Consider the following 25,339-nt stretch of genomic DNA (forward strand, 5'->3'; position numbering starts at 1 on the left):
AGAGTTAGTTCTCTTCGGCAGCTGCGGCTTCGGCCGGAGCTGCGGCTTCGGCGTTAGCCTCGGCTGCGGGGGCTTCTGCTTCTTCAGCGGCGGGCGCTTCGGCAGCTGCCGGTGCACCGTTCTCTTCTTCAAGCTTGAGGCGCAGTGCGTCGATGATGCGTACAGCAGCGGCAGCAGGAGCCTTGAGGACGCCTGCAACCTTGGCGAGCTGCAGCTCACGGGACTCGAGTGCTGCCAGGGCAGCAACTTCGCTGGCGTTCAGTGCCTTGCCTTCGAAGTAACCGGTCTTGATAACCAGCTGCTTGTTGGCCTTGGCAAAATCCGTCAGGCTCTTGGCAGCGGCAACTGCGTCACCCTTGATGAACGCGATTGCAGTGGGGCCGGCGAGCTGACCGTCGAATGCTTCGACACCAGCTTCCTTGGCTGCAATTGCGGTCAGGGTGTTCTTGACGACCGAGAACTTGGTTTCCTGGCCGAGAGAAACACGCAGCTGCTTGAGCTGTGCAACGGTGAGCCCACGGTATTCGGTCAGGACAGCGGCGTTCGATTCCTTGAAATCGTTAGTGATCTCAGCTACTGCTGAAACCTTGCTAGGCGTTGCCATAACCCTCCTTCCGGGGATAGTGCCGGTTTGTCCGGGTCCCCGCTCGGATGAGCTAAAACTAAAAACGCCCCGCGCAGATGCACGGGGCTTGGCTCAACGCGATCATGTCGCGGAGCTTTGCTTCGTTCACCTGCGCCGGCCGCCCTATGTCAGGGTCCTTCGTCTGGAGATCCACTGGCCCTCCCGGCGCAGCTGCAGAATTGAGCCTTGCTTGGGAGAGTGGATTTCCAACAACCGACGGTCTTTGGTCCCATCAGCTTACGGGAAGGGCACCGTGTGCTCCAAATCGGCTCAGCTGACACTGGGCCGGAAGTCCGGCAGCTCCTTTTGCCAGATGCCCGTCACGCCCGCGGTGGTGAACCCGAGCTGCTGGTTAACGGTGAGGAGGTAGCGGTTTTCCGGAGCGTTCCAGGTATAGAGCACACGCGCGTCCGGGAACTGTTCGGTCAGCCTTTCCATGTTCGCCACCTTAATCAGCAGGCCAAGCTTGTTGCCGCGGTGCTCGCGCAGCACAACGGTGTCGTCCTGGAAGACGACGTCGGGGCGCAGGGCCAGGACGCTGATGGTGGTCAACCCCACGAGCGTTCCGCTGGCGATGTGCTCGACGGCGGTGACCACCGTCCGACGTCCCTGCGCGATGGCGACGTCCTCCGCCTCACGGAGGATGCCGCCGTCGAACACCAGAGCCCCGTCGTCGGCGCCCGGGATACCATCCTCTCCGGCCTGGTTCTCCAGCGCGGCGACAGCCTCGAGCCACTGCTCCGGGCAGCGGTCCGTCCAGTGGTGCAGCCGGTAACGTCCGGCGTTGGCTTCTTCCGCCTCGGCCTGCAGCTCGGCGACCAGCTTGCTGTCCAGCGGAAGGGTGCAGGAGCTGAACTGTTCGATGTGCTGCAGGGTGTAGCCGGTGTGCTGCGCGAATTCCACCTCCCGGCTGTTCAGTGGCACGAACCCCATCCCGGTACCGGGAATCAGCTGCCCTGCCTTGCTGTCAGCGAGCGTCGCGCCGGGGTGGTTCGTGTCGATCAGGATGATGCGCCTGCCCTCCTCCCGGGCCAGGTGCTCCGCGGCTTCCAGCAACTGCCGCCCCACGCCGCGGCCCTGGAACTCCGGCAGGATGTCGAGGGTGAATTCGGCGAGGTCCAGGTTGTCCGCGAGCGGCAGGGCAATATCCACGGTTCCGACGATCTGGTTGTCGACCTTGGCCACCAGGATCACCTGGCGTTCATAGGGGTCCGCCAATTCCAGCAGCTTCTCCAGCGGCGCGTAGGCCAGGTCATCGCTCCCCCACGTCTGCATCCGGACTTTCCGCCCTACTTCGACGGCGGCAAGGAAATCTGCTGCATCCGGTCCGTCCAGCGAATCCGGGATCCAGAGCTGCTCGACCCGTACCTCGTGTGCCTTAGCGGGCATGTTCCCAGCCATCCTGCCGCCCAATGCTCTACCGCCCCATGCGTTGCCCGGCCCGCGCCGGGCTTTCAAGCGTCAGCATATGCCCGTTTGGGTCCGCATTCCATGGCCGGCACCGGGATGTTTGCGGGCAGCCTCGATGCAGGCGGGGTCACTCGGACGCCGCTGCTGTCCCGGACGTGACGGAGCGTTGCCATTCCCCGTCCCAGCCGGCCGGACGGAAGCCGAGGGCCACGTTGATGGCCAGCATGTGGTCGTTTTCGGCGGCGTTGAAGGTGGTGACGCGTTCGACGCGGGGGTAGTCCGCCAGACGGCGGAGGTTGGCGATCTTGACCAGCATGCCCAGGCGGTGGCCGCGGTGGTTGGCGGCCACCAAGGTGTCATCCTGCTCGGCAAGCCACGGCTTGCTGGGCGCCAGCTCGAGGACGGAGTAGGCGGCCAGTGCGCCGCTCTCCCGGTGCCGGGCCGCAGCCACGAGCGAGACGTTGCCGGCCTGTTTCCAAGTGTCCTCCACATGCCGGACGCGTGCGGCGTCCCAGGTTTCCTCGTCAAAGCTGAGGCCTCCCGTGGGCGCGTCCGTGCTCATCCGTGACATCAGCACGGCAAGCTGCTCCACGTGTTCGTCCGGGCAGCGGTCCGTCCAGGTCAGCAGCTCGTACCCGGCGGCCCTGGTCCGCGCGTCCCGCTCCAGGCCGTCCAGCGCCGGCGCCGCGGCAGCGAGGTCCAGGCTGCTGAACCGCTCCACCTGCTCGAGCTGGTAGCCTGCCGCCGCGGCGAAACGAACGCCGCGGGCCGCCGCCGGCAGGGCGCCGGTCCCGGTCAGCGGGGCGATCACGTCCGGGCCGTCGGCGTCGAAGTCCGCCGGGTGTTCCGTGAAACTCATCAGGACGCTGCGGCCGTCAGCGGCGGCCAGCTCCTCCGCGTGCTGCAGCAGCGCCCGGCCGATCCCGCGGCCGGCATACGCCCTGAGCACGGCGACGTGCAGGAGTGCCCGGCCAAGGTTCTCCTGCTGCTCGAAGCGGATCCAGGACTTCGCCGCCATCCGGCCGTCAACGCGGACAAAGAAGATCCGCATCCGGGTGTAGGCGTTGTCGCGCCAAAAGCGCAGCCGCGCCGGGGGCGCCGTCGCCCGGTCCAGGCTTCCCCAGGTTTCGAGGGTCAGCGCGTCACAGAGGCGACCGAATTCGTGGAAGTCCGCGGCGTCCGGGGCGTCGATGGTTTCCGGGAGGGTCAGGGGTTCGATGAGGTACGTCGCTGGAGTCACCGGGACAGCCTAACCGGGGTCCGGAATGCAGAAAAGACCGCCCCGCGGACGCGGGACGGTCTTTTCGCTGCTTACTACGGCAATCCGGGAGGGGATTAGACCTCGGTCAGGACCTTGGTGACGTTGGGGTCAACCGAGATGCCCGGGCCGAACGTGGTGGCGACGGTGGCCTTCTGGATGTAGCGGCCCTTGGAAGCGGACGGCTTGAGGCGAAGGACCTCTTCCAGAGCGGCTGCGTAGTTCTCGGCCAGCTTGATGGCGTCGAAGGAAACCTTGCCGATGATGAAGTGCAGGTTCGAGTGCTTGTCGACGCGGAAGTCGATCTTGCCGCCCTTGATGTCGTTGACAGCCTTGGCGACGTCAGCGGTCACGGTACCGGTCTTCGGGTTCGGCATCAGGTTGCGCGGGCCGAGGACCTTACCGAGGCGGCCAACCTTGCCCATGAGGTCAGGGGTGGCGACGGCGGCGTCGAAGTCGGTCCAGCCGCCGGAGATCTTCTCGATCAGGTCGTCGGAACCGACGAAGTCGGCGCCGGCTGCGATTGCGGCCTCAGCCTTGTCGCCCGTGGCGAAGACGAGGACGCGGGCGACCTTGCCGGTGCCGTGCGGCAGGTTGACGGTGCCGCGGACCATCTGGTCGGCCTTACGGGGGTCGACACCGAGGCGGAACGCGACCTCAACGGTGGCGTCGAACTTGGACGGGTTGGTGTCCTTGGCGAGGGTCACTGCCTCGAACGGCGCGTAGAACTTCTCCGCGTCGATCTTGGCGGCGGCTGCCTCATATGCTTTGCTGCGCTTTGCCATGCTGCTTATTCTCCTTGTGCAGTTGTGGTCTGCGGACCGCGCTGGGTCCTGCCACAGTCGGATGCCGAACGGTTGATCCGTTCCTGGTTCCCGACATTTCAATGTTTAGGTGGTGCCGGTCGCCCGGCGGTGCTGTCCGTCGTCGGTTTCGGTTTCCCGGACCCGGCGCCGCATCAGCGGTGGGGGAATTAACCCTCGACGGTGATACCCATGGAACGGGCGGTGCCGGCGATGATCTTCGCGGCGCCTTCCAGGCTGGTGGCGTTGAGGTCTTCCATCTTGGTGGAGGCGATCTCGTTGACCTGGGCCTGGGTCAGCTTCGCAACCTTGACGGTGTGCGGGGTAGCCGAACCCTTGGCGACGCCTGCAGCCTTCTTGATGAGCTCTGCAGCCGGCGGGGTCTTGGTGATGAACGTGAATGAACGGTCTTCGTAGACGGTGATTTCAACCGGAATAACGTTGCCGCGCTGGGCTTCCGTCGCAGCGTTGTACGCCTTGCAGAATTCCATGATGTTGACACCGTGCTGGCCAAGCGCAGGACCGATCGGCGGGGCCGGGTTAGCGGCACCTGCCTGGATCTGCAGCTTGATGAGGCCGGTGACCTTCTTCTTGGGAGCCAATGTAGGGTCCTTCTCTCAATTACGTCCTGGGACACAGGAGCGTGCCTCAGGTTGTTGGCCGCCATGGCGAGGCGGCCTGCCGCTCCAAGGCTGCTAAGCGGGCAGCCCGGGGCGAATTCTGTCGGTGTTGCTAGATCTTGCTGACCTGGTTGAACGCCAGCGTGACCGGGGTCTCGCGCTCGAAGATGGAGACCAGCACCACGAGGGTCTGCGAATCCACCTTGATCTCGGAGATCGTGGCGGGGAGGGTCTCGAAGGGACCTTCCTTGACGATAACGGATTCGCCGACCTCGAAGTCGACGTCGACCGCGGCGGCTGCGTGCTTGACCGGCTTGCCCTTCTCGGCCTGCTCTTCTTCGAAGACCGGGGCGAGCATGGAGAAGACCTCGTCGAGGCGCAGCGGCACGGGGTTGTGGGCGTTGCCCACGAAGCCGGTGACGCCGGGGGTGTGGCGGACGGCGCCCCACGAGGCGTCGGTCAGGTCCATGCGGACCAGTACGTAGCCGGGGATGCGGACGCGGTTGATGACCTTGCGCTGAGCGTTCTTAATCTCAACGACTTCCTCCATCGGGACCTGGATTTCGAAGATGTAATCTTCCATGTCCAGGGTCTGGATGCGGGTCTCAAGGTTTGCCTTGACGCGGTTTTCGTAGCCGGCATACGAGTGGATGACGTACCAGTCACCCTCCTGGCGGCGCAGCTTGGCCTTGAATTCGTCGGCGGGGTCGACCTCGGCCGCGGCGGCGGCAGCCGCGAGGGCGTCGCCTTCCTCGCCGGTTCCGGTTTCCTCGGCAGCTACGGCCTCGTCAGCAGTCTCATCGGCGGCGTCGGATTCGGGCGCAGCAGACACAGCCTCGGACTCTTCCGTGGCTTCCGCCGCGGCGTCCTGGCTCTTATCCAGCTCAGTCTCAGTTACCTCGAGCTCCTGCTCAGACACTTGGTCTCCTGCTTCCTCATTGCCTAACATGCCTATTTAAATGACTCAATTCCGCACACCCCGCGGAAGCTCCGGTTTCCCGGAGGTCCACGCAGTCTGCGGACCGGTCGCCTTAGCGGTCCGTGGCGCCTGTTCCGCCGAATACCCAGCTCACTCCGGTCCCGAAGGCCAGGTCCAGCAGGGTGACGATCACCATCATGATGACCACGAACACCAGCACCACGAGCGTGTAGTTGATCAGTTCCTTGCGGGTGGGTGCAACGACTTTCTTCAGTTCACCGATGACCTGGCGGACGAAGAGTGCAATCCGAGCGAAGAATCCTGCCTTAGGGGCATTCTTGGCGGGGCGGCCTTTGGAGCTGCTGGCAGCTGTTTCGGTCACCTGATCCTCACTCATCCTCGCGATGTCGGATACCCGGCTCTGGACTGAACCATGGTTGCTGCGCTGGTTCCGATAAACCCCGGAACAGCTTGCGCAGGGCAGACAGGACTCGAACCTGCAACCTGCGGTTTTGGAGACCGCTGCGCTACCAATTGCGCCACTACCCTATGGATCGAAAACCGGTCAGACCGCGCATTTCCGCAGGCTTCCCTGAGGCGCACGCCATCATCGTGTTTTCAACACCGGAGAACCAGTCTACGCAACAACTGCGTCCACGTCGAACCGGCTCCGTCCGGACCCCTGGCTGCCTGCGGAAACGGCGGACCCGAAAGCCGCTTTCCCGCTCTGGGTCACATTCATACCCGGCACCCCGGAGGATCCGCTGAACAGCATAGAGTAGATTTCGTCGAATCCCCTCATCCAGCCACGAGCTGAACGCGAAGAACGGACCCGCAATGCCTGCCGCCCGCATTTCCCAGCGCATTTCCGCCATAGCCGAATCCGCCACACTGGCTGTCGATGCCAAGGCGAAGGCGTTGAAGGCGGCCGGCCGGCCGGTGATCGGCTTCGGCGCCGGCGAACCCGATTTCCCGACTCCCGGCTACATCGTCCAGGCAGCCATCGAGGCCGCGGGCCAGCCGAAGTACCACCGGTACTCCCCCGCCGGCGGGCTGCCCGAGCTGAAGCAGGCCATCGCGGACAAGACCTTCCGGGACTCCGGCTACAAGGCCGAGGCATCCCAGGTGCTCGTCACCAACGGCGGCAAGCAGGCTGTCTACAACACCTTCGCCACGCTGCTGGATCCGGGCGACGAAGTGATCGTCCCTGCGCCGTTCTGGACCACTTACCCGGAGGCGATCCGGCTGGCCGGCGGCGTTCCGGTGGAGGTCTTCGCCGGCCCGGAACAGGGCTATCTGGTCACGGTGGAGCAGCTGGAAGCGGCCGTCACGGACCGCACCAAGATCCTGCTCTTCGTCTCCCCGTCCAACCCCACCGGCGCTGTCTACTCCCCGGAGCAGGTCCGCGAAATCGGCCAGTGGGCGGCCGCCAAGGGCCTCTGGGTGGTCACCGACGAGATCTACGAGCACCTGACGTACGACGGCGTGCCTTTCACCTCGATCGCCACGGCCGTCCCCGAGCTCGGCGACAAGGTGGTCATCCTCAACGGCGTCGCCAAGACCTACGCCATGACCGGCTGGCGGGTGGGCTGGATGATCGGCCCGGCCGACGTCATCAAGGCCGCCACCAACCTGCAGTCGCATGCCACCTCCAACGTTTCCAACATCATGCAGATCGCTGCCCTCGCGGCAGTTTCCGGCCCGCTCACGGCGGTCGATGAGATGAAGGTGGCCTTTGACCGCCGCCGGAAGGCCATCGTGGCCGGGCTCAACGCGATCGAGGGCGTGGACTGCCCCACGCCCAAGGGCGCCTTCTACGTCTACGCCGACGTCCGGGGGCTGCTGGGCAAGGAGTTCCCCACCGCGAACGGCCCGGTCCGGCCTTCGACGTCGGCCGAACTCGCCGCGCTGATCCTCGACGAGGTGGAAGTCGCTGTCGTGCCCGGCGAGGCCTTTGGCCCCTCCGGTTACCTGCGCTTGTCCTACGCACTGGGCGACGAGGACCTCGCCACCGGCGTCGGCCGCCTCCAGGACTTCCTCGGCAAGGCCAAGTAGCGGCCCGAACCTCTGATGCTCTCTCACATAGGGTCCCCAAGCCGCCGGCTTGGGGACCCTATGTGAAGGAGCATCTTAGGGTTAGAGGAGGCGGCGCTCCGCGGCCCAGCGGGTCAGCTCGTGCCGGCTGGAGAGCTGGAGCTTGCGCAGTACCGCCGAGACGTGGGTTTCTACTGTCTTGATCGAGATGAACAGCTCCTTGGCCACTTCCTTGTAGCTGTAGCCCCGCGCGATCAGCCGCATCACCTCAAGTTCGCGGGCCGACAGCCGGTCCAGTTCGTCGTCGGCGATGTCCGCCGGGGCGGTGCCGAAGGCGTCGAGGACAAAGCCCGCCAGCCGGGGTGAGAAGACGGCGTCGCCGCCCGCCACGCGGCGCACCGCGTCGCTGATCCCCGCCCCTGAAATGCTCTTGGTGACGTAGCCCCGCGCTCCGGCGCGGATTACGGAGACGACGTCCTCGGCGGCATCCGAAACGCTCAGCGCAAGGAACCTGGTGCTGCCCAGCAGCGCCGCGGAGCCGGCCAGGACCTCGCGTCCGCCGCCGCCCAGTCCGCCAGGAAGATGGACGTCCAGCAGCACGACGTCGGGACGCGCCTCGGCGATGACGGCGACGGCTTCTTCTACGGTGCCCGCCTCGCCGACCACGAGGATGCCGGGATCCAGGTCGGCCTTCAACCCGGAGCGGAAGATGGCGTGGTCATCGACGATCACCACGCGCGTGGCCACGGGAGGGGTCCCGGCCCCGCTGCTGGCCAAGGGCTGGGTGCTCATGGTTGGTCCTCTCCGTTGGTTCTGGTGCCGTTGCCGGCGGCTGTGTTGTTGGTGGTGGCAGCGAGCGGCAGCCTGAGCCGCACCTCGGTACCGTCGGGGCCGCTGGCGATGGCGGCGGTGCCTCCGTGGCGCCGCATCCGGCCGATGATGGATTCCCGGACGCCCAGGCGGTCGGCGGGGATCGCGCCCGGATCGAACCCCGGCCCCCGGTCCTTGACGAAGACCTCGGCGGCGTCATCGGTGACTTCCAGGTACACCGAGACGGCGCCGCCGCCGTGGCGGGCCGCGTTGAGCATGGCCTCGCGGGCTGCCTGGACGAGGGCCTCGCGGCGTTCTGTCATGGCGCAGTCCCCCACGGTCACGACTTCCACGGCGTGCCCCAGGGAGTCCTCGACGTCCGCGGCGGCAGCCTTGAGCCCGGCGGAGAGCTGGCCCGAGTCCGGCCCGGGGTCGCGGTAGAGCCAGCCCCGCAGCTCCCGTTCCTGGGCGCGGGCGAGGCGGACGACGTCGTGCTCGTTGGCGGCGCGACGCTGGATCAGCGCCAGCGTTTGGAGCACGGAGTCGTGCAGGTGGGCGGCGATCTCGGCCCGTTCGGTGGCACGCACCCGGCCGGCGCGCTCGGCCTCCAGATCACGCCAGAACTTCAGGCCCCAGGGCAGCAGCACCAGCGCCACGCCGCCCAGGACGGCCACGGAGGCCAGCAGCGCGAGCCAGGTCTGCTCCCAGGAGCCCGAGCCGGACACCATCAGCAGCACCCCGGCCACCACCAGGGCGAGCCCGGCCGCGAGCCTTGCCCAGCCCCCGGCTTGGTCGGCCTTGGTCTTGTCCACGAGGCCGGCCCGCCGCGTTTCATCCAGCTGCATCCAGGCGATGGCCGCGCCGCCCAGGATCGCGGCAACCGGGATAAGTGTGCCTAGCGGCACGTCCAGGCCAAAGAGCCGGGCGATCAGGATGCCGGCCGCCAGCAGCAGCCCGGCGCCGAGCAGGATTTCCTTGCCGTACGGCATGCCCGGGAACCGCGTCCGCCAGGCCCCTGCCGGGACGCCGGCGCCGGCATCCACGCCGACGCCGCTCCCCCCGCCTACCGCGGGACCGCCTACCGCGGGCGCGCTCACCGCGGGAGCGATCGGCGACGCCGGCTGACGGGCGTTGCGCTTAGAGTTCTCGTCCGCGGTGGGCACCATGATCCAAAGCCAGGCATAGAACGCGACCCCGGCGCCGCCCGCGAGCGCCGCCACCACCATGCCGATCCGGACCATCCGCACCGGCCAGCCCAGATGATGGGCCAGGCCCGCGCAGACGCCGGCGATCACGCGGTCGCTGCTGCGGACCAGCGGCGGGCGGGAAACGGCTGTCGTCATGGGTCAATCCAAACACGGACCGGGGTTTCCAGGAGCCGTTTTCGGACGGAACCGGGGACCGCTCAGGGGCCGTTCAGGGTCTTCCCCAGTAGAGCGCCGGGCCCCCTGGGCGGGAGGATCGAGGTATGAACCCGCACACTCCGCACCCAGATGAGGACCCGAACGCTTCGGGCCGTCCGGATAGCACTCCGGACGCCACTTCCGGCGGCCCCGCCGACACCACTGCGGCGGCCGGCGAACCAGCGCAGGAGGCTCCGCCGCTTTACCCGCCGGGCGGCCCGTACCCGTCCGGCCCCGGGGCCACCCCTCCCCCGTACACCGGCGCCCCGCCGGCCCCGGGCGTGCCGCCGCAGAACTTCTTTGACTGGATCCGCAGCCACGGGATCTACCGCGGCCGTCAGCGCTGGGTCGGCGGCGTCGCCAGCGGCATTGCCCAGCGGCTCGGCGTCGACCCCTTGATCGTGCGCGGCATCCTGATCGTTCTGACCGTGTTCGCCGGCGTCGGCGTCCTGTTCTACGGCCTGGCCTGGGCGCTGCTGCCGGAGCCGGACGGCCGGATCCACGTCCAGGAGGCGGCCGCCGGCCGCTGGAGCTCGGGCATGACCGGCGCCCTGATCACCACCATCATCGGGTTCCCCAGCCTGGGCAGCGGCGTCTGGGGCTGGGACCGCTACGGCTTCGGCGCCTTTGTCTGGACCGTGTTCTGGGTGGGCGGCGCCATCTACGTCATCTACTACCTGACGCAGCGCAACAAGGCCCGGGCCGGCGGACCCCCCGCGTCCCCAAGGCCGGGGACGGGAGGTGCCGGCTGGAGCGCGGCGGGCGCCGGCACCTACGGCACCATGTCCGGCACCGGCACCGGCACCGGCCCGGGCAACCCCGCCACACCCGGCGACAGCGCCCTCGACGGCACCTACGAGAGCACCTACGAGAGCACCTACGGCGGCACCGGACCGAACCCCACCGGCACCAACCAGACCCTCCCGCTGGAAGGACTCCCGGCGCGGAATTGGGAGGACCATTCCGGAGCTGCCCCCGGCTGGGCGGTACCGCCCGCCGCCGGCCTCACCCCGCCCTACGGCGGCGGTTACGGACCCGTGCCGCCGGCCGCGCCGGTGCCGGCCCCCAAGCCCCGCAACCTGGGCCCCGGCGCTTCTGCCGTGGCGGTAACCGCCGGCATCGCGCTCCTGGTCGGCGGCGGCATCAAGGCCCTCGACGCCGCCCACGCGATCAACCTCGGCACCGCGGGCAACGCCGTCGTATGGGCCAGCGCCGCGGCGGTGCTGGGTCTGGGGATCCTGGTCTCCGGGCTCCGGGGCCGGACGGCGGGCATCCTGGGGTTCTTCGCCGTCGTGGCACTGATCATCGGCGGGATCTTCAACCTGGTGCCCAACGCCGACCGGGCCCGCTTCCAGAACATCGACTGGGCCCCGGCGAGCATCGAGCAGGCCCGGGACGGCTTCGACATCACGGGCGGGACCGGCACGGTGGACCTGACCAAGCTCAACCTGAACCCGCCGCTGGGTTCCGACGTCGTGGTCCGGCTGGATGCCACGGCGAGCAATGTCACGGTGGCCATCCCCACCAGCGTCCCGGTCCAGGTCCAAGCGGACATGACGATGGGAAACCTCAGCGACAGCCGCGGCAACCACGGCGGCATGACCACCCAGCAGAACGACTACAACACGGACAAGCCCGGCAGCCGCCTGATCGTCAAGATCTCGGGGACCCTGAGCAACGTCACCGTGAAGGAAGGGAACTGACATGAGCAGCTACGACCCGGCGGACACGCCGGCGGGGCCCTCGACCGACGGCGGTCCGCGGGCCCGCGTGGGAACCGTGGTTTGGGGGCTGATCGTGCTGGCGCTGGCCGCGCTGATCATCATCTCCCGGCTGGGCCTCGTCGCCCTGAACGGAACCTATGTGCTGATCGGCCTGATGATCGGGGCCGGCGCCGCGCTGGTGGTCGGCGGATTACTGTCCGCCCGCAGACGTGACAAAGACACTACGACAGGGAAGTCTTGAACCATGGATAAGTTCTTCAGCATCGTCCGGGGCCTAGGCCTGAAACGCGGCCCGCAGCGCTGGCTGGGCGGCGTGTGCGGCGGGATCGCCGCCAAGCTGAACGTCGACGTCGCGTACGTCCGGATCGGATACCTGCTTTTCGCCCTCATCCCCGGCCCCGCCTTCGTGTTCTACCTGGCAGCCTGGCTGATCCTGCCGGACCAGCGGAACGCGATCATCCTCGAGTCCTTCCTGGAGAGGCGCGCCGGTCGGCCCTGAGCCGGCCCTGAGCCGCGGCGGCAGCCGCCTGCCCCACCACGAACGCGCAGTGCCCCCGCCGACTCCGGCGGGGGCACTGCGCGTGGGTCACCGTTTGTGTGCTGCCCCACATCCGCGATTACACTTCTAGGTGAGCTCAGCGTGGCGCTCTGCCTGTACCCCTTCGAACCAGGATTTGAGCCGAGACATGAAAATTGGAATCCTCACCAGCGGCGGAGACTGCCCCGGACTGAACGCCGTGATCCGCGGTGCCGTCCTGAAAGGCATCGCCGTCCACGGCCACGAATTCGTGGGGTTCCTGGACGGCTGGCGCGGCGTGGTCGAAGGCGACATCATCGACATCCCGCGCGCGCTGGTCCGCGGCATCGCCAAGCAGGGCGGGACCATCCTCGGCACCTCCCGGACCAACCCGTTCGAGAACAACGGCGGCCCCGAGGTCATCAAGGCGAACATGGACCGCCTCGGCATCGACGCCATCATCGCCATCGGCGGCGAAGGCACCCTCGCCGCCGCGAAGCGCCTGACCGACGCCGGGCTGAAGATTGTCGGCGTGCCCAAGACCGTCGACAACGACCTCGACGCCACCGACTACACCTTCGGATTCGACACCGCCGTCGAGATCGCCACCGAGGCCATCGACCGCCTGCGCACCACCGGGGAATCCCACCACCGGACCATGATCGCCGAGGTCATGGGCCGCCACGTCGGCTGGATCGCCCTGCACGCCGGCATGGCCTCCGGCGCCCACGCCATCCTGATCCCGGAGCAGAAGGCCTCCATGGAACAGATCACCGAATGGGTCATCTCGGCCCGCGACCGTGGCCGCGCGCCGCTGGTCGTCGTCGCGGAGGGCTTCGTCCCCGAGGGTCAGGAGTCCCCGCACTCCGAGCGCGGACTGGACACCTTCGGCCGGCCGCGCCTCGGCGGCATCGCCGAACTGCTGGCCCCCGAACTGGAGGCCCGCACCGGCATCGAGACCCGGGCCACGGTGCTGGGGCACATCCAGCGCGGCGGTGTCCCCACGGCTTTCGACCGGGTGCTGGCGACCCGCCTCGGCATGGCGGCGATCGATTCGGTGGTGGAGCAGCGCTGGGGAACCATGGTGTCGCTGAACGGCACCGACATCGTCCATGTCGGCTTCGACGCCGCCTTGGGCAACCTCAAGAGCGTGCCGCAGCACCGCTACGAGGAAGCGGCCGTTCTCTTCGGCTGAGGCGTCCCCGGGCTGGGCTTTCCCGGCTGGGCGTTGCCGCTGGGTAGGGTTGAGGCATGACTCTTGCGCCCGGTTCCGCTGAAATCATCCAGCTCGCGTGGGCCCGCCGGCTGGGGCTCGACGACGGCGCTTTTGCCACCGCCGCGGGTCGCCGCCTCACCCGGGTGGACGACGCGGCCCGTTCCCTGCAGTTCGTCCGCCTGTTCGGCAGCTCCGCCCTGGTCGGGCCGGGATGGGCCATCGACGCCGCGGCCGGGTACTCCGAGGAGGAGCTGGCGCAGCACGTCACGCTGCTGACCATCACGCGCGGGCACGGCGGCCACGGCCTGGGCGCCGCCGCACTCTTCTTCGCCGACGACCTGCCGCTGCAGCAGCCGGCCGAGGAGCTGACCGTCTCGCAAGGGAACCCGGAAGCGATCGAACTCGAAGCACTGTGCCCGCCGGACGACGTCAACGAGGTCGGCCTCGCGGACCTCGAACACCGCTTCACTATCATGCACGTCGAAGACGGCCGGCGGACGCCCGTGGCCTGCGGCGCCTACACCGAATGGGAAGGCATCTTGGCACAGCTTGGCGTGCTGGTGGCCCCCGAGTGGCGGCGCCGCGGCGTCGGCACCCTGGCCGCCTCGATTGCGGCCCATGAGGCGCTGGCCTCGGGGTTGACGCTGCAGTGGCGCTCCGATGTCAGCAACAAGGGCTCGCTGGCCCTGGCCCGGAGCCTGGGCTTCACCGCCGGCGGCATCCAGACCAGCGTGCTGCTGGGCTAGTCGGGCCGGGTCCGGTTGCGCCCGGCCGCGTTGCCCTAGCCCCGCTGGGCGTCGGCGTCCTCCGTGACGGTGGCCTCCGTGACGGTGGCCCCGCCGGTTGCTGCCGCCGGAACCGTGCCGGGGGTTCCCCAACCCTCGTGCGGCTGCGGCTTGGCGAAGAACAGCGCCACGGCAGCGCCGAGCAGGATCACCGCCGCGGGCAACAGGATGGACTGGCCCATCGCCGTCGAGAATCCCTCGTGCAGCGCCTCGGGCAGCCTGCCGCCGAACGCCATCGGGTTTGACTCCCCGGACGCACCCGGGGCTGCCGGGAGTTCCGCGGCAAGCCGGGCCTGGATCAGCACGGCGATGGCAGCGCTGCCCAGGACCGCACCGATCTGGCGGGTGGTGTTGTAGACGCCGGAGCCGGCCCCGGCCTGGCGCGGCGGCAGGTTCCGGGTGGCGGTGGAGCTCAGCGGCGCCCAGATGCCGGCGTTCGCGAATCCCAGCACGGCGCTGGGCAGCAGGAAGAGCCAGATGGGGGTGTCCGGGTGCATCAGCGAGGCGTTCCAGAACAGCGCCACTGACATCAGGACCAGGCCGCCGGCCGTGATGAACTTCGGGTTGACCCGGTCGATGATCTTGCCCACGACCGGTGCCAGGCCGCCGGAGATCACGGCCATCGGAACCATCATGAGCGCGGACTGCGTCGGGGTGAGGCCCCGGACCACCTGGTAGTAGAAAATCAGCGGCAGGCTGAAGGCGGTCACGGTGAAGCCAACCGTGGTGATGCCCACGTTGGCCAGCGAGAAGTTGCGGTCCTTGAACAGGCCGAGGGGCAGCAGCGGTTCGCCCTTGTTGAACCGCTGCCAGGCCACGAAGGCGACGAGGACAACGACGCCGCCTATGATCAGGCCCCAGACGGTGATGGGGCCGGTGATGGTGCCCCAGTTGTAGGTTTCGCCTTCTTGGATCCCGAACACCAGCAGGAACAGTCCGACGGCGCTGAGCAGCACGCCGGGGATGTCGAACTTGTGCGGGTGCGTACTCAGGGCCGGAACGAAGCGCAGGGCCAGGATAAAGCCGGTGATGCCGACCGGAATGTTGATGAAGAAGATCCACTCCCAGCCCAGGCCGTCCACCAGGACCCCGCCCAGGATCGGCCCCACCAGGGTGGCAACCCCGGCCGTGGCACCCCAGATGCCCATGGCGGCGCCGCGGCGGTCCGGCGGGAAGATCCGCGTGATGACGGCCATGGTCTGCGGTGTCATCATCGCGGCCCCGAGGCCCTGCAGCACCCGGGCCTCGATCAGGGTGTGCACGTCGCCGGAGAGCCCGCACCACAGCGAGGCAAGGGTGAAGACCACCAGTCCGGACAGGTACAGCTTCTTCGGACCAAAGCGGTCGCCCAGCCTGCCCGTGATCAGCAGCGGGACGGCATAGGCCAGCAGGTAGGCACTGGTTACCCAGATCACCGAATTGATGTCAGCGTTCAAGCCCTCCATGATCCGGGGGTTGGCCACCGAGACGATGGTGGTGTCGATCAGGATCATGAAGAATCCGATCACCAAAGACCAGAGGGCGGCCCACGGCCTCGCTACGTTTTCCATTCGGTTCCTTAGGGTGCGTGGGTGGCCGGTTCAGGCGAGGAGCGCCAGAATATCGTTCCGGGCAAACATTTGGGCGGCTGCCCGGGCGGAGGGACTTCCGGCGTCGGGGTCGGCGCCCGCGTCCACGAGGACCTGGACCACATCCGGGTAGCCCTTGAACACGGCCCCGGCCAGCGGTGTCTGGCCGCGGTCGTTGGCTGTGTTGGCGTCGCCGCCGTGCGCCAGGATCAGCCGGACGGAGTCCGCGTGGCCATGGTAGGCGGCAAGCATCAGCAGGGTATCGCCGGCCGCGGTGGTCAGCGTGGCGGGCGCCCCGGCGGCGAGGTAGCTGCCGAGCAGGGCGGAGTTGCCGTCGCGGGCGGCGTCGAACAGCGCGTGGGCGAGGGCGAGGGTCTCCTCGTCGGGGGCGGCCGGCTCGGAAGCGGCCGCTTCCGGCCCGCCGCTCACCGGGTCCCCCGGAGGAAGCCGGTCTGGCGTCCCACGACCTGACCGGCGTCGGGCGCCACAATGAGTTCCTGGGCGGCGGTGTACGCTTCGTCGCCGTCCATCACGGTGAGCACCTCGTCCGGGGCGACGGAGCGCTTGATGACGGCCAGGGCCACCGGACCCATTTCGTAGTGCTGCGCCACGGAAGTCAGCGTGCCGACCTTCCGCTCGCCGGCCCGGACTTCGCTGCCGACGGCGGGCAGCGTGTGCTGGGACCCGTCCAACTGGAGGAACACCAGCCGCCGCGGGGGATGACCCAGGTTGTGCACCCTGGCGACTGTTTCCTGTCCCTTGTAGCAGCCTTTCGCCAAGTGCACTGCCGTGCGCAGCAGGTCCAGTTCGTGCGGGATGGTCTTGTCGTCGGTCTCCGACCCCCAGCGGGGGCGCCACGCGGCGATGCGCAGCGCCTCGGCCGCCAGGACACCGGCCAGCGGGCGTTCCGCCACGGTGGCCTCAAGCTCTGCAGCCGGCACGAGGTATTCGAACCACGGCCGTTCCAGGCCAGGGTGGGTGTCCTCGCCCACCACGGCGTAGGAGTACCCGCCGGCGCCGACGTGCGGCCAGGGATCTTCCCAAACACGGAGACCGGACCACTCCGGAACCGGCCGGGTGGCGCCCAGCACAGCCCAGTCCGCCGAGACGTCGGCGACCTCGACCCGGAGCATGAACTTCATCCTGGTCAGCCATTCGGCCAGCGGCGCGGCCTCGGCCGCCTCCACGATCAGCCAGGTGGTCTCGCCGTCGTCCAGCACCCGCGCGTCGAACTCGATCCGGCCCTGCACGCTGAGCAGCAGCAGTTCGGTGGACTGGCCGGGGGCCAGGGCCGTGAGCTGCTGCGAGGACAGGGTGTTGAGCCAGCTCAACCGGTCCGGCCCGCTCACCGTGACCACGCCGCGCTGGGACAGATCGACGACGGCGGTGCCGGCAGCCAGGGCGCGCTGCTCGCGCAGCGGTTCGCCGTAATGGGCGGCGACGCCGGCGTCGGCACCGGCCGCGTCGACGGCGCCCGGGCGCGACAGCAGGGGGCTCTTGGTAGTCATATGAAGTAGAAGTCCTCAGCGCTCAGCGGTATTCCGGATTTTCGAAGTCGAATCGGGTGCCGGCTTTCCAGCCTTCGGGCAGGTTGCCGTACGCGGGGATGCCGCCGGCATCCTTGAGCATCCGGGCCAGGTGCAACAGGTTCCACGTCATGAAGGTGGTGTTGCGGTTGGTGAAGTCACTTTCCGGGCCGCCGGAGCCTTCGTCAAGGTAGCTCGGCCCCGGTCCCACAGCACCGATCCAGCCCGCATCAGCCTGCGGCGGGATGGTGAAGCCGATGTGCTGGAGGCTGTAGAGCACGTTCATGGCGCAGTGCTTGATGCCGTCCTCGTTGCCGGTGATGAGGCAGCCGCCCACCTTCGGATAGAACGCCCACTGGCCCTTGGAATTCAGCTCGCCGGAGTGCGCGTAGAGACGCTCGATCAGTTTTTTGGTCTGGGACGAGTTGTCCCCCAGCCAGATCGGGCCCGCCACCACCACAATGTCCGCTTCCTGCACCGCCGGGTACAGCGCGGGCCACTCGTCGCTCGCCCAGCCGTGCTCGCGCATGTCCGGGTAGACGCCGCTGGCAATGTCGTGGTCCACCGTCCGGATGACGCTGGTGGCGACGCCCTGCTTCTCCATGATCCTGCGGCTGATCTCGATCAGGCCCTGCGTGTTGGACGTCTCCGGGGATTTCTTCAGGGTGCCGTTGAAGAAGACTGCCTTGAGGTCGCCGTACGTGCCGGGTCTCGCCGCGTCAGTGCCGGTTTCATTTGCGGTGCCACTTGCTGTGTCGTTCACTGTGGTGCTCCCTGCGTTCGCTGCGGACAACGGAAATCCAGTGAGACCCCGGCTTCGGCCGGACGTGCGGTTCAGCCGACCTTGCTGAGGATGGCGGAGGCGTGCGCTTCCAGGCCGCCGCCCGGCGTCGAGCCCTTGCCGGCGGCGACGTCCCAGCGCCAGAGCAGCTTGCCGTCGACCAGGCCGAAAATCCGTGTTGCCGCGGTGTACTCCTTGGAGTGGCTGCCGCGCATCACCATGTCGGTGCTGAGCTGGATCTGCGGTCCCTTGATCTGGCCGTAGTAGAGCTCGGAGATCCCGCCCGGATGCGAGATGGAAACGGAAATGTCGAAACCGCCCTCGCTGTTGCGCAGTTCCTCGACCTCGTCGGCGCTCTTGAGCACCGGGACGATGTCGGCCGGAATGAGCCCGGGGCCGCCGTCCTCCTCGCGCTGCTTGCGCTCAAGGGCCCAGAAACCGGTCTCCACGGTCAGCGGCCGGAGTTTGGTTCCCTCGTCGTCCGTCAGCCACGATTCGGCCCGGTACTGCAGGTACGGCAGGCCGTTGTGGGTGAAGGAGACGTGCTGGAGGAAGTGCTCCGAGTCCTCTTCCCCGGCGCCGAGCCGGCCGCGGCCCTCCCACTCACCAATGAGCCAGGACAGCGGAACAAGTTCGGGGGTCAGATCTGTAGGAATTTCAATCGGCACAGCAGCTACCTCTGGAAACTACGGGTTCTGGACGCTTAGCGGCTTTTTACTTCTGGCCCTTGAAGAGCCGGTACACCACGAAGCCGGCAAACCAGGCCATGGAAAGGCCGGCGACGGCAAGCAGGACAAGGAAGAAGATCTCAAATGCAAGTACGGACATGATGCCATCCTAACGCGTTAGTGGAGGAGTAGTTTGTCTATGAAGTAAGCCAGCGAACCGACCGCGGAGACGGGCGCCAGGCCCATGCTCAGCACGGCCGGCAGGTTCAATGTAGCGCCCCGGATGATCACCAGCCGGCGGAAGCTGACCAGGACGGCCCCGACCACGATCCCGACGAGGGCGGCCGGCAGCACGGCGATGTCGGAGAGCACGAGGCCGGCCAGCGGGCCGGCAAGCCCTGCCCCGACGATGCCGAGCGGAGCGACGATCCGGTCCGGCCAGCGGATCAGGCCCGCCATCAGGGCGATCGCCGCGCTGATGGCGGCAACGAGCAGCATTTCCCTGACCCCGTTGAAACGCGAGCAGGCGATCCAGCCGGCGCCGAGGCAGGACAGCAGCACGCCGGCGCTGGACCCCAGGGTGGACTCCAGCCGCTGGGCCTGGCCCGTGCCGCGGATCAGCTGCATGACGAAGATGGCCATCACCCCGGCCGCCACGAATGCTGGCGTCCAGTTCAGGAACCCCGGCGCGGGCAGGTAGGTGGCGGCCACAGCGGAGCCGATTCCGGGGAGGCCGATCAGGGCGGCGAGGGTCTTCTTGGCCGGGATGCCGAGGAAGTGCGGCCAGCCAATGCCGACGCAGGCCGCGGTGAGCACCGCGACGGCCAGCAGGACCTCAGGCGCGGAGTAAGCCCCGGCAATGATCGCGGCGAGTCCGGCCAGGCCGATGACGCCGACACTCCAGGACTTCACAGTTCCCCCTCCAACGTCTGTCTCAAAGCCCTCCCCAGCAGGGCACCCGGAACGCGGTCCCCCACGATCAACTTAGCCACGATCAACCGGTACCTTCGCTCACTGCGGACCCGTTGGGCCTGCTCGACTCGCCGGGCTGGAGGCCCTGACGGATCAATCCTGCCCTATATGAACGTTTTGTGTCGCAAAAGGGCCAAGCTGGAGCGGCGGAACAGTGCCTGTCGGGGGCCGTTTGGGTATACTCAAAGCTCAGCTACGCTTCCTCCGGCAGCCGCAGGCAGGTCACCGTCCGGAAGCTCAGTACCGGCCGGTGAGAGCCCGGCTCAGACGCCCAATGATGCGCGGACACCCCTTGGAGGAACCATGTCGCACATCCTGCTACTGACGAACAGCACCGGGTCATCGGTGGATGTCCTGCCTGCGCTGGAACTGCTTAATCACCGCGTCCACATTCTTCCCGCCGAGCCCACGGCCCTGCTCGAGACCGACCCGTGCGACATCGTGCTCCTCGACGCCCGCAAGGACCTGGTCGGCGCCCGCTCCCTCACCCAGTTGCTCAAGGCGACCGGGCTGAGCGCACCCCTCATGCTGATCCTGACCGAAGGCGGCATGGCAGCGGTCTCCTCGGCCTGGGCCGTGGACGACATCCTGCTGGAGTCGGCCGGGCCCGCGGAAGTCGAAGCCCGCATCCGCCTCGGCGTCGCGCGTGCCCTGCCGGACCAGGACGACACCCCCACGGAGATCCGGGCGGCCGGCGTCGTCATCGATGAAGCCAGCTACACGGCCCGGGTCAACGGGGCGGCGCTCAACCTGACGTTCAAGGAATTTGAACTGCTCAAGTACCTCGCCCAGCACCCCGGCCGCGTCTTCACCCGGCAGCAGCTCCTGACCGAGGTCTGGGGCTACGACTACTACGGCGGCACCCGCACCGTGGACGTCCACGTCCGGAGGCTGCGGGCAAAGCTCGGCGCCGACCACGAGAACCTGATCAGCACCGTCCGCAATGTCGGATACCGCCTGACGCTGGTCCGGCAGCCGGATGAGGAACTCACCGAGGCCTGAGCGGCTCCGCCCACCGCGCTGGCCCGTTTCGAACACAGAAAAGCCCCGGACTCAACAGTCCGGGGCTTCCTTACGCCGCTTGGCGCTGCAGTGGAGGACATACGGGTCGAACGTATCGAGGCCACCCCAGTGGTGGATCCCCCTCGCATCCATTCAACGTTTCGAACCGTTGAGCCGGATGAGATAACGACTATACGTGCCCCGAACGGATGCATCAAATCGACGCGGCCCCCACCCGCCGGCGGGCAGCGGACGTATAGCCTTGCATCATGAGTCCTGCGCATCCGGAAAACTGGCCCGTACTCACCCTGCAGGGAGCTGTGGACGAACAGCTGCTGCGGGACGTCAAGACGCTCGTGGCGGCCGCCGAGGAGTCCGACGGCAACCCGCCGCTGTCCGAGCAGACCCTCGTGACGCTCCGCGCCGCGGGCGCGGGCCCGCATTCCGTGCTGGCCTTGGCCCTCTACTCCCCCGACTATTTCCGCGAGGACTCCGGCGTGGATGCCGCTGCCCCCGGCCACGCCGGATCACCACACCCGGGCCGGGGCAACGACTTGGCGGGCTTCGCCGTCGTCGTCGAGGAGGCGGACGGCACCGGGGTGCTGGAGGTGGCCGTCCATCCGAGCTACCGCAACCAGGGCGTCGCAGACCGGCTGGTCGGGGAACTCCGGAAGGTGCGCGGCTTCGCGGGCCTGAAGGCGTGGTCACACGGCAACCATGAGGCCGCCGCTGACCTGGCCGCCCGCTACGGCTACGCCCCGGTGCGCGAGCTGTGGAAGATGCGGCTCGCCACCGCGGCCTCGGAACTGCCCGACGTCGCCCTGCCCGACGGCGTGTCGCTGCGCAGTTTCGTGCCCGGCCGGGATGAGGAGGCCTGGCTGGCGGTCAACCGGGCCGCCTTCGCCCACCACCCGGAACAGGGAAATATGAGCCGCGCGGACCTGGACGCCCGTATGGCCGAGCCGTGGTTCGACCCGGCCGGTTTCCTGCTCGCGGTCGACGCCGACGGCCGGATCCTCGGCTTCCACTGGACCAAGGTGCACCCCCGTCACGGCGAGCACCCGGCAATCGGCGAGGTCTACGTGGTCGGCGTCGCCCCCGAGGCGCAGGGCACCGGCCTGGGCAAGGCCCTGACCGTGGCCGGCATCAAGCACCTGCAGCAGCAGGGCCTGCACGCCGTGATGCTCTACGTCGACGCCGACAACATTCCCGCCGTCGCACTGTACCGGCGTCTGGGCTTTTCACGCTGGGATGTGGACGTCATGTATGCCCCGCTGGAAGGGCAGTAGCCGGGCCGGCGGCCGGGCACCCGGCCGGGGTCGAAACCTGGGCTCATCCGGATCTGATTCCTTGTAAGGTTGAAGCTAAATCGCGCCAGCATTAGGAGAGACCATGCAACGGGAATCTGCCCGGACAGCCACGTCTGAAGCCGCTACGCCGGACAAGGCTGCGCGTCCCGTGCGGGCGCGGTTCGGTTCCTCCGAAGTGCCCGCCTCCCGCGCCACCCAGGACCGGATCGACATCCCCGAGTTCGCCCCCAACCTGGAACCGGAAGGCGACATCAGCCCGGACCGCTTCCTGGACCGGGAGCTGAGCTGGCTCGCGTTTAACTCACGCGTCCTGGAACTCGCCGAAGACCCCAACCTTTACCTGCTGGAACGCGTCAGTTTCCTCTCCATCTTTGCCTCCAACCTGGACGAGTTCTTCATGGTCCGCGTCGCCGGCCTCAAGCGCCGCATCGCCACCGGTCTGGCGGTGCCCTCCCCCGCCGGCCTGAGCCCAATGCAGGTCCTGGAACAGATCGGCGACGCCGCCCACCGGCTCCAGCAGCGCCACGCCAGGGTCTACGCGGAACAGATCCGCCCCGCGCTGGCCTACGAGCACATCCACCTGATGCACTGGGAAGAACTCGACGACCAGGCCAAGGACCAGCTCAGCGCCATGTTCGCGGAAAAGGTCTTCCCGATCCTGACGCCGCTGGCCGTGGATCCGGCCCACCCGTTCCCGTACATCTCCGGGCTCTCGCTGAACCTCGCCGTCGTGGTCCGCAACCCGGTCAGCGACAAGGAGCTCTTCGCCCGCGTCAAGGTCCCGGACCAGCTGCCGCGGCTGATCTCCATTGACGGCCCGCGCGCCGGCTCCGTGCCCGGGCGGGTGGCCCGCTTCATCGCGCTTGAGGAAGTCATTGCCGTCCACCTGGACCAGCTCTTCGCCGGAATGGAGGTGCTGGAACACCACACCTTCCGCGTTACCCGCAACGAGGACGTCGAGGTCGAAGAGGACGACGCCGAGAACCTGCTGCAGGCTCTGGAGAAGGAACTGCTGCGCCGCCGCTTCGGCCCGCCGGTCCGGCTCGAGGTCACCAACGACATCAACCCCAACATCCGGGCGCTGCTGATCCGCGAACTCGGCGTGGAGGAATCCGAGGTCTACTCCGTCCCGGCCCCGCTGGACCTGCGCGGGCTCTCCGTGATCGCGGGGATCGACCGCGCGGACCTGCACTACCCCAAGCATGTGCCGCACACGTCCCGGTACCTCAACGAGTCGGAGACCTCCAAGGCAGCGAACGTCTTCGCGGCCATGCGGCGCCGGGACATCCTCCTGCACCACCCCTACGATTCCTTCTCCACCTCCGTGCAGGCCTTCCTCGAGCAGGCCGCCGCGGACCCCAAGGTGCAGGCCATCAAACAGACCCTGTACCGCACCTCCGGCGACTCGCCCATCGTCGACGCCCTGATCGATGCCGCGGAGGCCGGCAAGCAGGTGCTCGCCCTTGTGGAGATCAAGGCCCGCTTCGATGAGCAGGCCAACATCTCCTGGGCCCGGAAGCTGGAGCAGGCAGGGGTGCACGTGGTCTACGGCATCGTGGGCCTCAAGACCCACTGCAAGCTCTCGCTCGTGGTCCGCCAGGAAGTCGACGGGCTGCGCCGCTACTGCCACATCGGCACCGGGAACTACCACCCGCGTACCGCGCGCTATTACGAGGATCTCGGCCTGCTGACGGCCAACGAGCAGGTGGGCGAAGATCTGTCGAAGCTGTTCAACCAGCTTTCCGGCTATGCACCCAAGTCCACCTTCAAGCGGCTGCTGGTTGCTCCAAGGTCGGTGCGCTCCGGGCTGATTGACCGGATTGAAACGGAAATCCGGAACGCCCGGGCGGGAATCGCCGCCCGCGTCCAGATCAAGGTGAACTCGATGGTGGACGAAGCCATCATCGATTCCCTCTACCGTGCCTCGCAGGCCGGGGTGCAGGTGGACGTCATTGTCCGCGGCATCTGCTCCCTGCGTCCCGGCGTCCCCGGACTCAGCGAGAACATCACTGTGCGCTCCGTCCTGGGCCGATTCCTGGAACACTCCCGCGTCTTCGCCTTCGCCAACGCCGGAGACCCGGTGGTCTACATCGGCTCGGCGGACATGATGCACCGCAACCTGGACCGACGGGTGGAGGCCCTGGTGCAGCTCAGCAGCGGGGACGACACCTCGTATGTCCTGGACATGCTCCGCCGCTACATGGATCCGGGTACCGCCAGCTGGCATCTGGACAACAGCGGCGAATGGGTCCGCCACCACCTCGCGGAGGACGGCACCGCCCTGCAGGACGTCCAGTCATGGCTGCTCGCATCGCGTTCGCGGCAGCGCTCGGCGAGCCTGCGCTAGGGCCTCCGGTTGTGAGCAGCGATTCACTGGTCGCGGACCAGACCGACCATCCCGGCGAGGCCATAGCCGTCGTCGCGGCCGGCGCCCTGCCGTGGCGCGTCAACAAAGACAAGCTTGAGGTCCTGCTGATCCACCGCCCGCGCTACGACGACTGGTCCTGGCCCAAGGGCAAGCTTGATCCGGGCGAGACCGTTCCCGAGTGCGCCGCCCGCGAGGTGGAAGAGGAAATCGGCCTCAAGGCTCCCCTGGGCATCCCGCTCCCGCCCATCCATTACCACGTGGCAGCAGGCCTGAAGGTGGTGCACTACTGGGCGGTCGACGTCGACGGCGCCCCGCTCCGCCCGGATGGCAAAGAGGTGGACAGCGTCATGTGGTGTTCGCCGGAGAAGGCCGCCGGCCTGCTCAGCAACCCCAGCGACCGGGCCCCGCTGGAGCACCTCGCGGCAGCACACTCCCGCGGCGAACTGGACACCTGGCCGCTGCTGGTGTTGCGTCATGCCAAAGCCAAGCCGCGCTCGTCCTGGTCAAAGGCCGAGGGCGACCGTCCGCTGGCTGCCACCGGGACACGCCAGGCCCAGGCCGTGGGCCGGCTGCTCCAGGCCTGGAGCCCGTCGCGGGTGGTGACGAGTCCCTGGCTACGCTGCGTAGCCACGGTCGCGCCCTATGCCAAGGCCGTCGACGCCAAGGTGAAGCTGCATGAATCACTGACCGAGCACCTGCACGGCCGGAGCCCGCACAAGACCGCCAACGTCGTCGAATCCCTGTTCGACAAGGGGCGCCCGGTGGCACTGTGCACGCACCGCCCCGCACTGCCCACGGTCTTTGCGCAACTGGGCAAGCACATGAACTCCCGGCTGCGGGCCCTGCTGCCCTCAAACGATCCATTCCTCTCGCCCGGGGAAATCATCGTCTGCCATGTCTCGCACAGCAAGGGCAAGGTCGTGGCCGTGGAGCAGTTCCGGCCCTTCGACGACTAGGGTCCTTGACCCCGGCGCCCCCCGGCCCTAGTTTGTATCAAGTACTTGGTACATAACTGCGGGA

25 protein-coding genes and 1 tRNA gene are annotated in these 25,339 nt (G+C 67.8%); 10 read left to right on the forward strand and 16 right to left on the reverse strand.

The features are described 5' to 3' along the window. Nucleotides 1-4 precede the first annotated feature (4 nt). The 8 genes from rplJ to AC1DBL_RS01875 form a co-directional block, all read right to left on the reverse strand. Entirely contained in the window at nucleotides 5-604 is a 600-nt protein-coding gene (rplJ, locus tag AC1DBL_RS01840) for a 50S ribosomal protein L10 (RefSeq protein WP_441417027.1), read from the reverse strand. Between the two features lie 291 nt (nucleotides 605-895). Next, entirely contained in the window at nucleotides 896-2,014 is a 1,119-nt protein-coding gene (locus AC1DBL_RS01845; RefSeq protein WP_476892115.1) for a GNAT family N-acetyltransferase, read from the reverse strand. A 148-nt stretch (nucleotides 2,015-2,162) separates the two neighbouring features. After that, nucleotides 2,163-3,275 carry a GNAT family N-acetyltransferase gene (locus tag AC1DBL_RS01850; protein WP_476892114.1) on the reverse strand — a complete coding sequence of 371 codons (1,113 nt, stop codon included), beginning with the start codon at nucleotides 3,273-3,275 and terminating at the stop codon, nucleotides 2,163-2,165. Nucleotides 3,276-3,370: 95 nt separating this feature from the next. Beyond that, nucleotides 3,371-4,078 carry a 50S ribosomal protein L1 gene (gene rplA, locus AC1DBL_RS01855; RefSeq protein ID WP_441417024.1) on the reverse strand — a complete coding sequence of 236 codons (708 nt, stop codon included), beginning with the start codon at nucleotides 4,076-4,078 and terminating at the stop codon, nucleotides 3,371-3,373. A 188-nt stretch (nucleotides 4,079-4,266) separates the two neighbouring features. Next, entirely contained in the window at nucleotides 4,267-4,698 is a 432-nt protein-coding gene (rplK, locus tag AC1DBL_RS01860; RefSeq protein WP_003803853.1) for a 50S ribosomal protein L11, read from the reverse strand. Nucleotides 4,699-4,828: 130 nt separating this feature from the next. Further along, nucleotides 4,829-5,635 carry a transcription termination/antitermination protein NusG gene (nusG, locus tag AC1DBL_RS01865; protein WP_441417023.1) on the reverse strand — a complete coding sequence of 269 codons (807 nt, stop codon included), beginning with the start codon at nucleotides 5,633-5,635 and terminating at the stop codon, nucleotides 4,829-4,831. A gap of 112 nt (nucleotides 5,636-5,747) precedes the next feature. Next, complete coding sequence (gene secE / locus AC1DBL_RS01870; protein WP_056738571.1) at nucleotides 5,748-6,032, reverse strand: preprotein translocase subunit SecE; 285 nt, start codon at nucleotides 6,030-6,032, stop codon at nucleotides 5,748-5,750. Between the two features lie 79 nt (nucleotides 6,033-6,111). After that, nucleotides 6,112-6,184: transfer RNA gene (locus tag AC1DBL_RS01875), tRNA-Trp, on the reverse strand. 288 nt (nucleotides 6,185-6,472) lie between these two features. Between AC1DBL_RS01875 and AC1DBL_RS01880 the strand changes: the two genes are divergently transcribed. After that, complete coding sequence (locus tag AC1DBL_RS01880) at nucleotides 6,473-7,690, forward strand: pyridoxal phosphate-dependent aminotransferase (protein ID WP_476892113.1); 1,218 nt, start codon at nucleotides 6,473-6,475, stop codon at nucleotides 7,688-7,690. An 81-nt stretch (nucleotides 7,691-7,771) separates the two neighbouring features. Here AC1DBL_RS01880 and AC1DBL_RS01885 read toward each other — a convergent pair whose 3' ends face one another. Further along, complete coding sequence (locus tag AC1DBL_RS01885; protein WP_441417021.1) at nucleotides 7,772-8,461, reverse strand: LuxR C-terminal-related transcriptional regulator; 690 nt, start codon at nucleotides 8,459-8,461, stop codon at nucleotides 7,772-7,774. Continuing rightward, nucleotides 8,458-9,822 carry an ATP-binding protein gene (locus tag AC1DBL_RS01890; RefSeq protein ID WP_476892112.1) on the reverse strand — a complete coding sequence of 455 codons (1,365 nt, stop codon included), beginning with the start codon at nucleotides 9,820-9,822 and terminating at the stop codon, nucleotides 8,458-8,460. Before AC1DBL_RS01890 ends, AC1DBL_RS01885 begins: the two co-directional genes overlap by 4 nt. A gap of 125 nt (nucleotides 9,823-9,947) precedes the next feature. Between AC1DBL_RS01890 and AC1DBL_RS01895 the strand changes: the two genes are divergently transcribed. The 5 genes from AC1DBL_RS01895 to AC1DBL_RS01915 all read left to right on the forward strand — a co-directional run bounded on the left by AC1DBL_RS01895 (nucleotide 9,948) and on the right by AC1DBL_RS01915 (nucleotide 14,085). Next, complete coding sequence (locus tag AC1DBL_RS01895) at nucleotides 9,948-11,585, forward strand: PspC domain-containing protein (protein ID WP_441417019.1); 1,638 nt, start codon at nucleotides 9,948-9,950, stop codon at nucleotides 11,583-11,585. A gap of 1 nt (nucleotide 11,586) precedes the next feature. Next, complete coding sequence (locus tag AC1DBL_RS01900) at nucleotides 11,587-11,847, forward strand: hypothetical protein (protein ID WP_441417018.1); 261 nt, start codon at nucleotides 11,587-11,589, stop codon at nucleotides 11,845-11,847. 3 nt (nucleotides 11,848-11,850) lie between these two features. Further along, nucleotides 11,851-12,105, forward strand: a complete 255-nt coding sequence (locus tag AC1DBL_RS01905; protein WP_441417017.1) for a PspC domain-containing protein — start codon at nucleotides 11,851-11,853, stop codon at nucleotides 12,103-12,105. Between the two features lie 187 nt (nucleotides 12,106-12,292). Further along, nucleotides 12,293-13,318 (forward strand): 6-phosphofructokinase, encoded by a 1,026-nt coding sequence (locus AC1DBL_RS01910; RefSeq protein WP_175321157.1) that lies wholly within the window; start codon nucleotides 12,293-12,295, stop codon nucleotides 13,316-13,318. Between the two features lie 56 nt (nucleotides 13,319-13,374). Beyond that, nucleotides 13,375-14,085: a GNAT family N-acetyltransferase gene (locus tag AC1DBL_RS01915; RefSeq protein ID WP_441417016.1), complete on the forward strand. Its 711-nt coding sequence runs from the start codon at nucleotides 13,375-13,377 to the stop codon at nucleotides 14,083-14,085. A 35-nt stretch (nucleotides 14,086-14,120) separates the two neighbouring features. Here AC1DBL_RS01915 and AC1DBL_RS01920 read toward each other — a convergent pair whose 3' ends face one another. From AC1DBL_RS01920 to AC1DBL_RS01945, 6 genes are all read right to left on the reverse strand, one after another. After that, nucleotides 14,121-15,674 (reverse strand): DHA2 family efflux MFS transporter permease subunit, encoded by a 1,554-nt coding sequence (locus AC1DBL_RS01920; RefSeq protein ID WP_476892111.1) that lies wholly within the window; start codon nucleotides 15,672-15,674, stop codon nucleotides 14,121-14,123. 30 nt (nucleotides 15,675-15,704) lie between these two features. Continuing rightward, nucleotides 15,705-16,121, reverse strand: a complete 417-nt coding sequence (locus AC1DBL_RS01925) for an ankyrin repeat domain-containing protein (protein WP_476917465.1) — start codon at nucleotides 16,119-16,121, stop codon at nucleotides 15,705-15,707. Then, nucleotides 16,118-17,200: a CAF17-like 4Fe-4S cluster assembly/insertion protein YgfZ gene (ygfZ, locus tag AC1DBL_RS01930; RefSeq protein WP_476892109.1), complete on the reverse strand. Its 1,083-nt coding sequence runs from the start codon at nucleotides 17,198-17,200 to the stop codon at nucleotides 16,118-16,120. The genes AC1DBL_RS01925 and ygfZ overlap by 4 nt, the downstream gene beginning before the upstream one ends. 22 nt (nucleotides 17,201-17,222) lie before the next feature. Next, nucleotides 17,223-17,981 carry a flavodoxin family protein gene (locus AC1DBL_RS01935; protein WP_476892108.1) on the reverse strand — a complete coding sequence of 253 codons (759 nt, stop codon included), beginning with the start codon at nucleotides 17,979-17,981 and terminating at the stop codon, nucleotides 17,223-17,225. Nucleotides 17,982-18,052: 71 nt separating this feature from the next. After that, complete coding sequence (locus AC1DBL_RS01940) at nucleotides 18,053-18,667, reverse strand: nitrobindin family protein (RefSeq protein WP_441417011.1); 615 nt, start codon at nucleotides 18,665-18,667, stop codon at nucleotides 18,053-18,055. A 177-nt stretch (nucleotides 18,668-18,844) separates the two neighbouring features. Next, on the reverse strand, nucleotides 18,845-19,579 hold the full coding sequence (locus AC1DBL_RS01945; protein ID WP_441417010.1) for a permease: 735 nt from the start codon (nucleotides 19,577-19,579) through the stop codon (nucleotides 18,845-18,847). Nucleotides 19,580-19,942: 363 nt separating this feature from the next. Between AC1DBL_RS01945 and AC1DBL_RS01950 the strand changes: the two genes are divergently transcribed. The 4 genes from AC1DBL_RS01950 to AC1DBL_RS01965 all read left to right on the forward strand — a co-directional run bounded on the left by AC1DBL_RS01950 (nucleotide 19,943) and on the right by AC1DBL_RS01965 (nucleotide 25,275). Then, nucleotides 19,943-20,641 carry a winged helix-turn-helix transcriptional regulator gene (locus AC1DBL_RS01950; RefSeq protein ID WP_175321149.1) on the forward strand — a complete coding sequence of 233 codons (699 nt, stop codon included), beginning with the start codon at nucleotides 19,943-19,945 and terminating at the stop codon, nucleotides 20,639-20,641. Nucleotides 20,642-20,910: 269 nt separating this feature from the next. Next, the gene (gene mshD, locus AC1DBL_RS01955) at nucleotides 20,911-21,930 is read left to right on the forward strand and encodes a mycothiol synthase (RefSeq protein WP_476917463.1); all 1,020 of its coding nucleotides are present in this window, start codon (nucleotides 20,911-20,913) and stop codon (nucleotides 21,928-21,930) included. Between the two features lie 103 nt (nucleotides 21,931-22,033). Then, the gene (locus AC1DBL_RS01960; RefSeq protein ID WP_441417008.1) at nucleotides 22,034-24,298 is read left to right on the forward strand and encodes an RNA degradosome polyphosphate kinase; all 2,265 of its coding nucleotides are present in this window, start codon (nucleotides 22,034-22,036) and stop codon (nucleotides 24,296-24,298) included. Between the two features lie 11 nt (nucleotides 24,299-24,309). Next, entirely contained in the window at nucleotides 24,310-25,275 is a 966-nt protein-coding gene (locus tag AC1DBL_RS01965) for an NUDIX hydrolase (protein WP_441417007.1), read from the forward strand. Nucleotides 25,276-25,339: the final 64 nt, after the last annotated feature.

Source organism: Arthrobacter sp. 10T44 (assembly GCF_056393885.1).

Coding starts and splice junctions, on each gene's coding strand:
- AC1DBL_RS01905 (WP_441417017.1), top strand. CDS start 11,851: ATGGATAAGTTCTTCAGCATCGTCCGGGGCCTAGGCCTGAAACGCGGC.
- rplA (WP_441417024.1), bottom strand. CDS start 4,078: ATGGCAAAGCGCAGCAAAGCATATGAGGCAGCCGCCGCCAAGATCGAC.
- AC1DBL_RS01845 (WP_476892115.1), bottom strand. CDS start 2,014: ATGCCCGCTAAGGCACACGAGGTACGGGTCGAGCAGCTCTGGATCCCG.
- rplJ (WP_441417027.1), bottom strand. CDS start 604: ATGGCAACGCCTAGCAAGGTTTCAGCAGTAGCTGAGATCACTAACGAT.
- AC1DBL_RS01900 (WP_441417018.1), top strand. CDS start 11,587: ATGAGCAGCTACGACCCGGCGGACACGCCGGCGGGGCCCTCGACCGAC.
- AC1DBL_RS01960 (WP_441417008.1), top strand. CDS start 22,034: ATGCAACGGGAATCTGCCCGGACAGCCACGTCTGAAGCCGCTACGCCG.
- AC1DBL_RS01895 (WP_441417019.1), top strand. CDS start 9,948: ATGAACCCGCACACTCCGCACCCAGATGAGGACCCGAACGCTTCGGGC.
- ygfZ (WP_476892109.1), bottom strand. CDS start 17,200: ATGACTACCAAGAGCCCCCTGCTGTCGCGCCCGGGCGCCGTCGACGCG.
- AC1DBL_RS01915 (WP_441417016.1), top strand. CDS start 13,375: ATGACTCTTGCGCCCGGTTCCGCTGAAATCATCCAGCTCGCGTGGGCC.
- AC1DBL_RS01910 (WP_175321157.1), top strand. CDS start 12,293: ATGAAAATTGGAATCCTCACCAGCGGCGGAGACTGCCCCGGACTGAAC.
- mshD (WP_476917463.1), top strand. CDS start 20,911: ATGAGTCCTGCGCATCCGGAAAACTGGCCCGTACTCACCCTGCAGGGA.
- AC1DBL_RS01950 (WP_175321149.1), top strand. CDS start 19,943: ATGTCGCACATCCTGCTACTGACGAACAGCACCGGGTCATCGGTGGAT.
- AC1DBL_RS01880 (WP_476892113.1), top strand. CDS start 6,473: ATGCCTGCCGCCCGCATTTCCCAGCGCATTTCCGCCATAGCCGAATCC.
- AC1DBL_RS01920 (WP_476892111.1), bottom strand. CDS start 15,674: ATGGAAAACGTAGCGAGGCCGTGGGCCGCCCTCTGGTCTTTGGTGATC.
- AC1DBL_RS01885 (WP_441417021.1), bottom strand. CDS start 8,461: ATGAGCACCCAGCCCTTGGCCAGCAGCGGGGCCGGGACCCCTCCCGTG.
- AC1DBL_RS01890 (WP_476892112.1), bottom strand. CDS start 9,822: ATGACGACAGCCGTTTCCCGCCCGCCGCTGGTCCGCAGCAGCGACCGC.
- secE (WP_056738571.1), bottom strand. CDS start 6,032: ATGAGTGAGGATCAGGTGACCGAAACAGCTGCCAGCAGCTCCAAAGGC.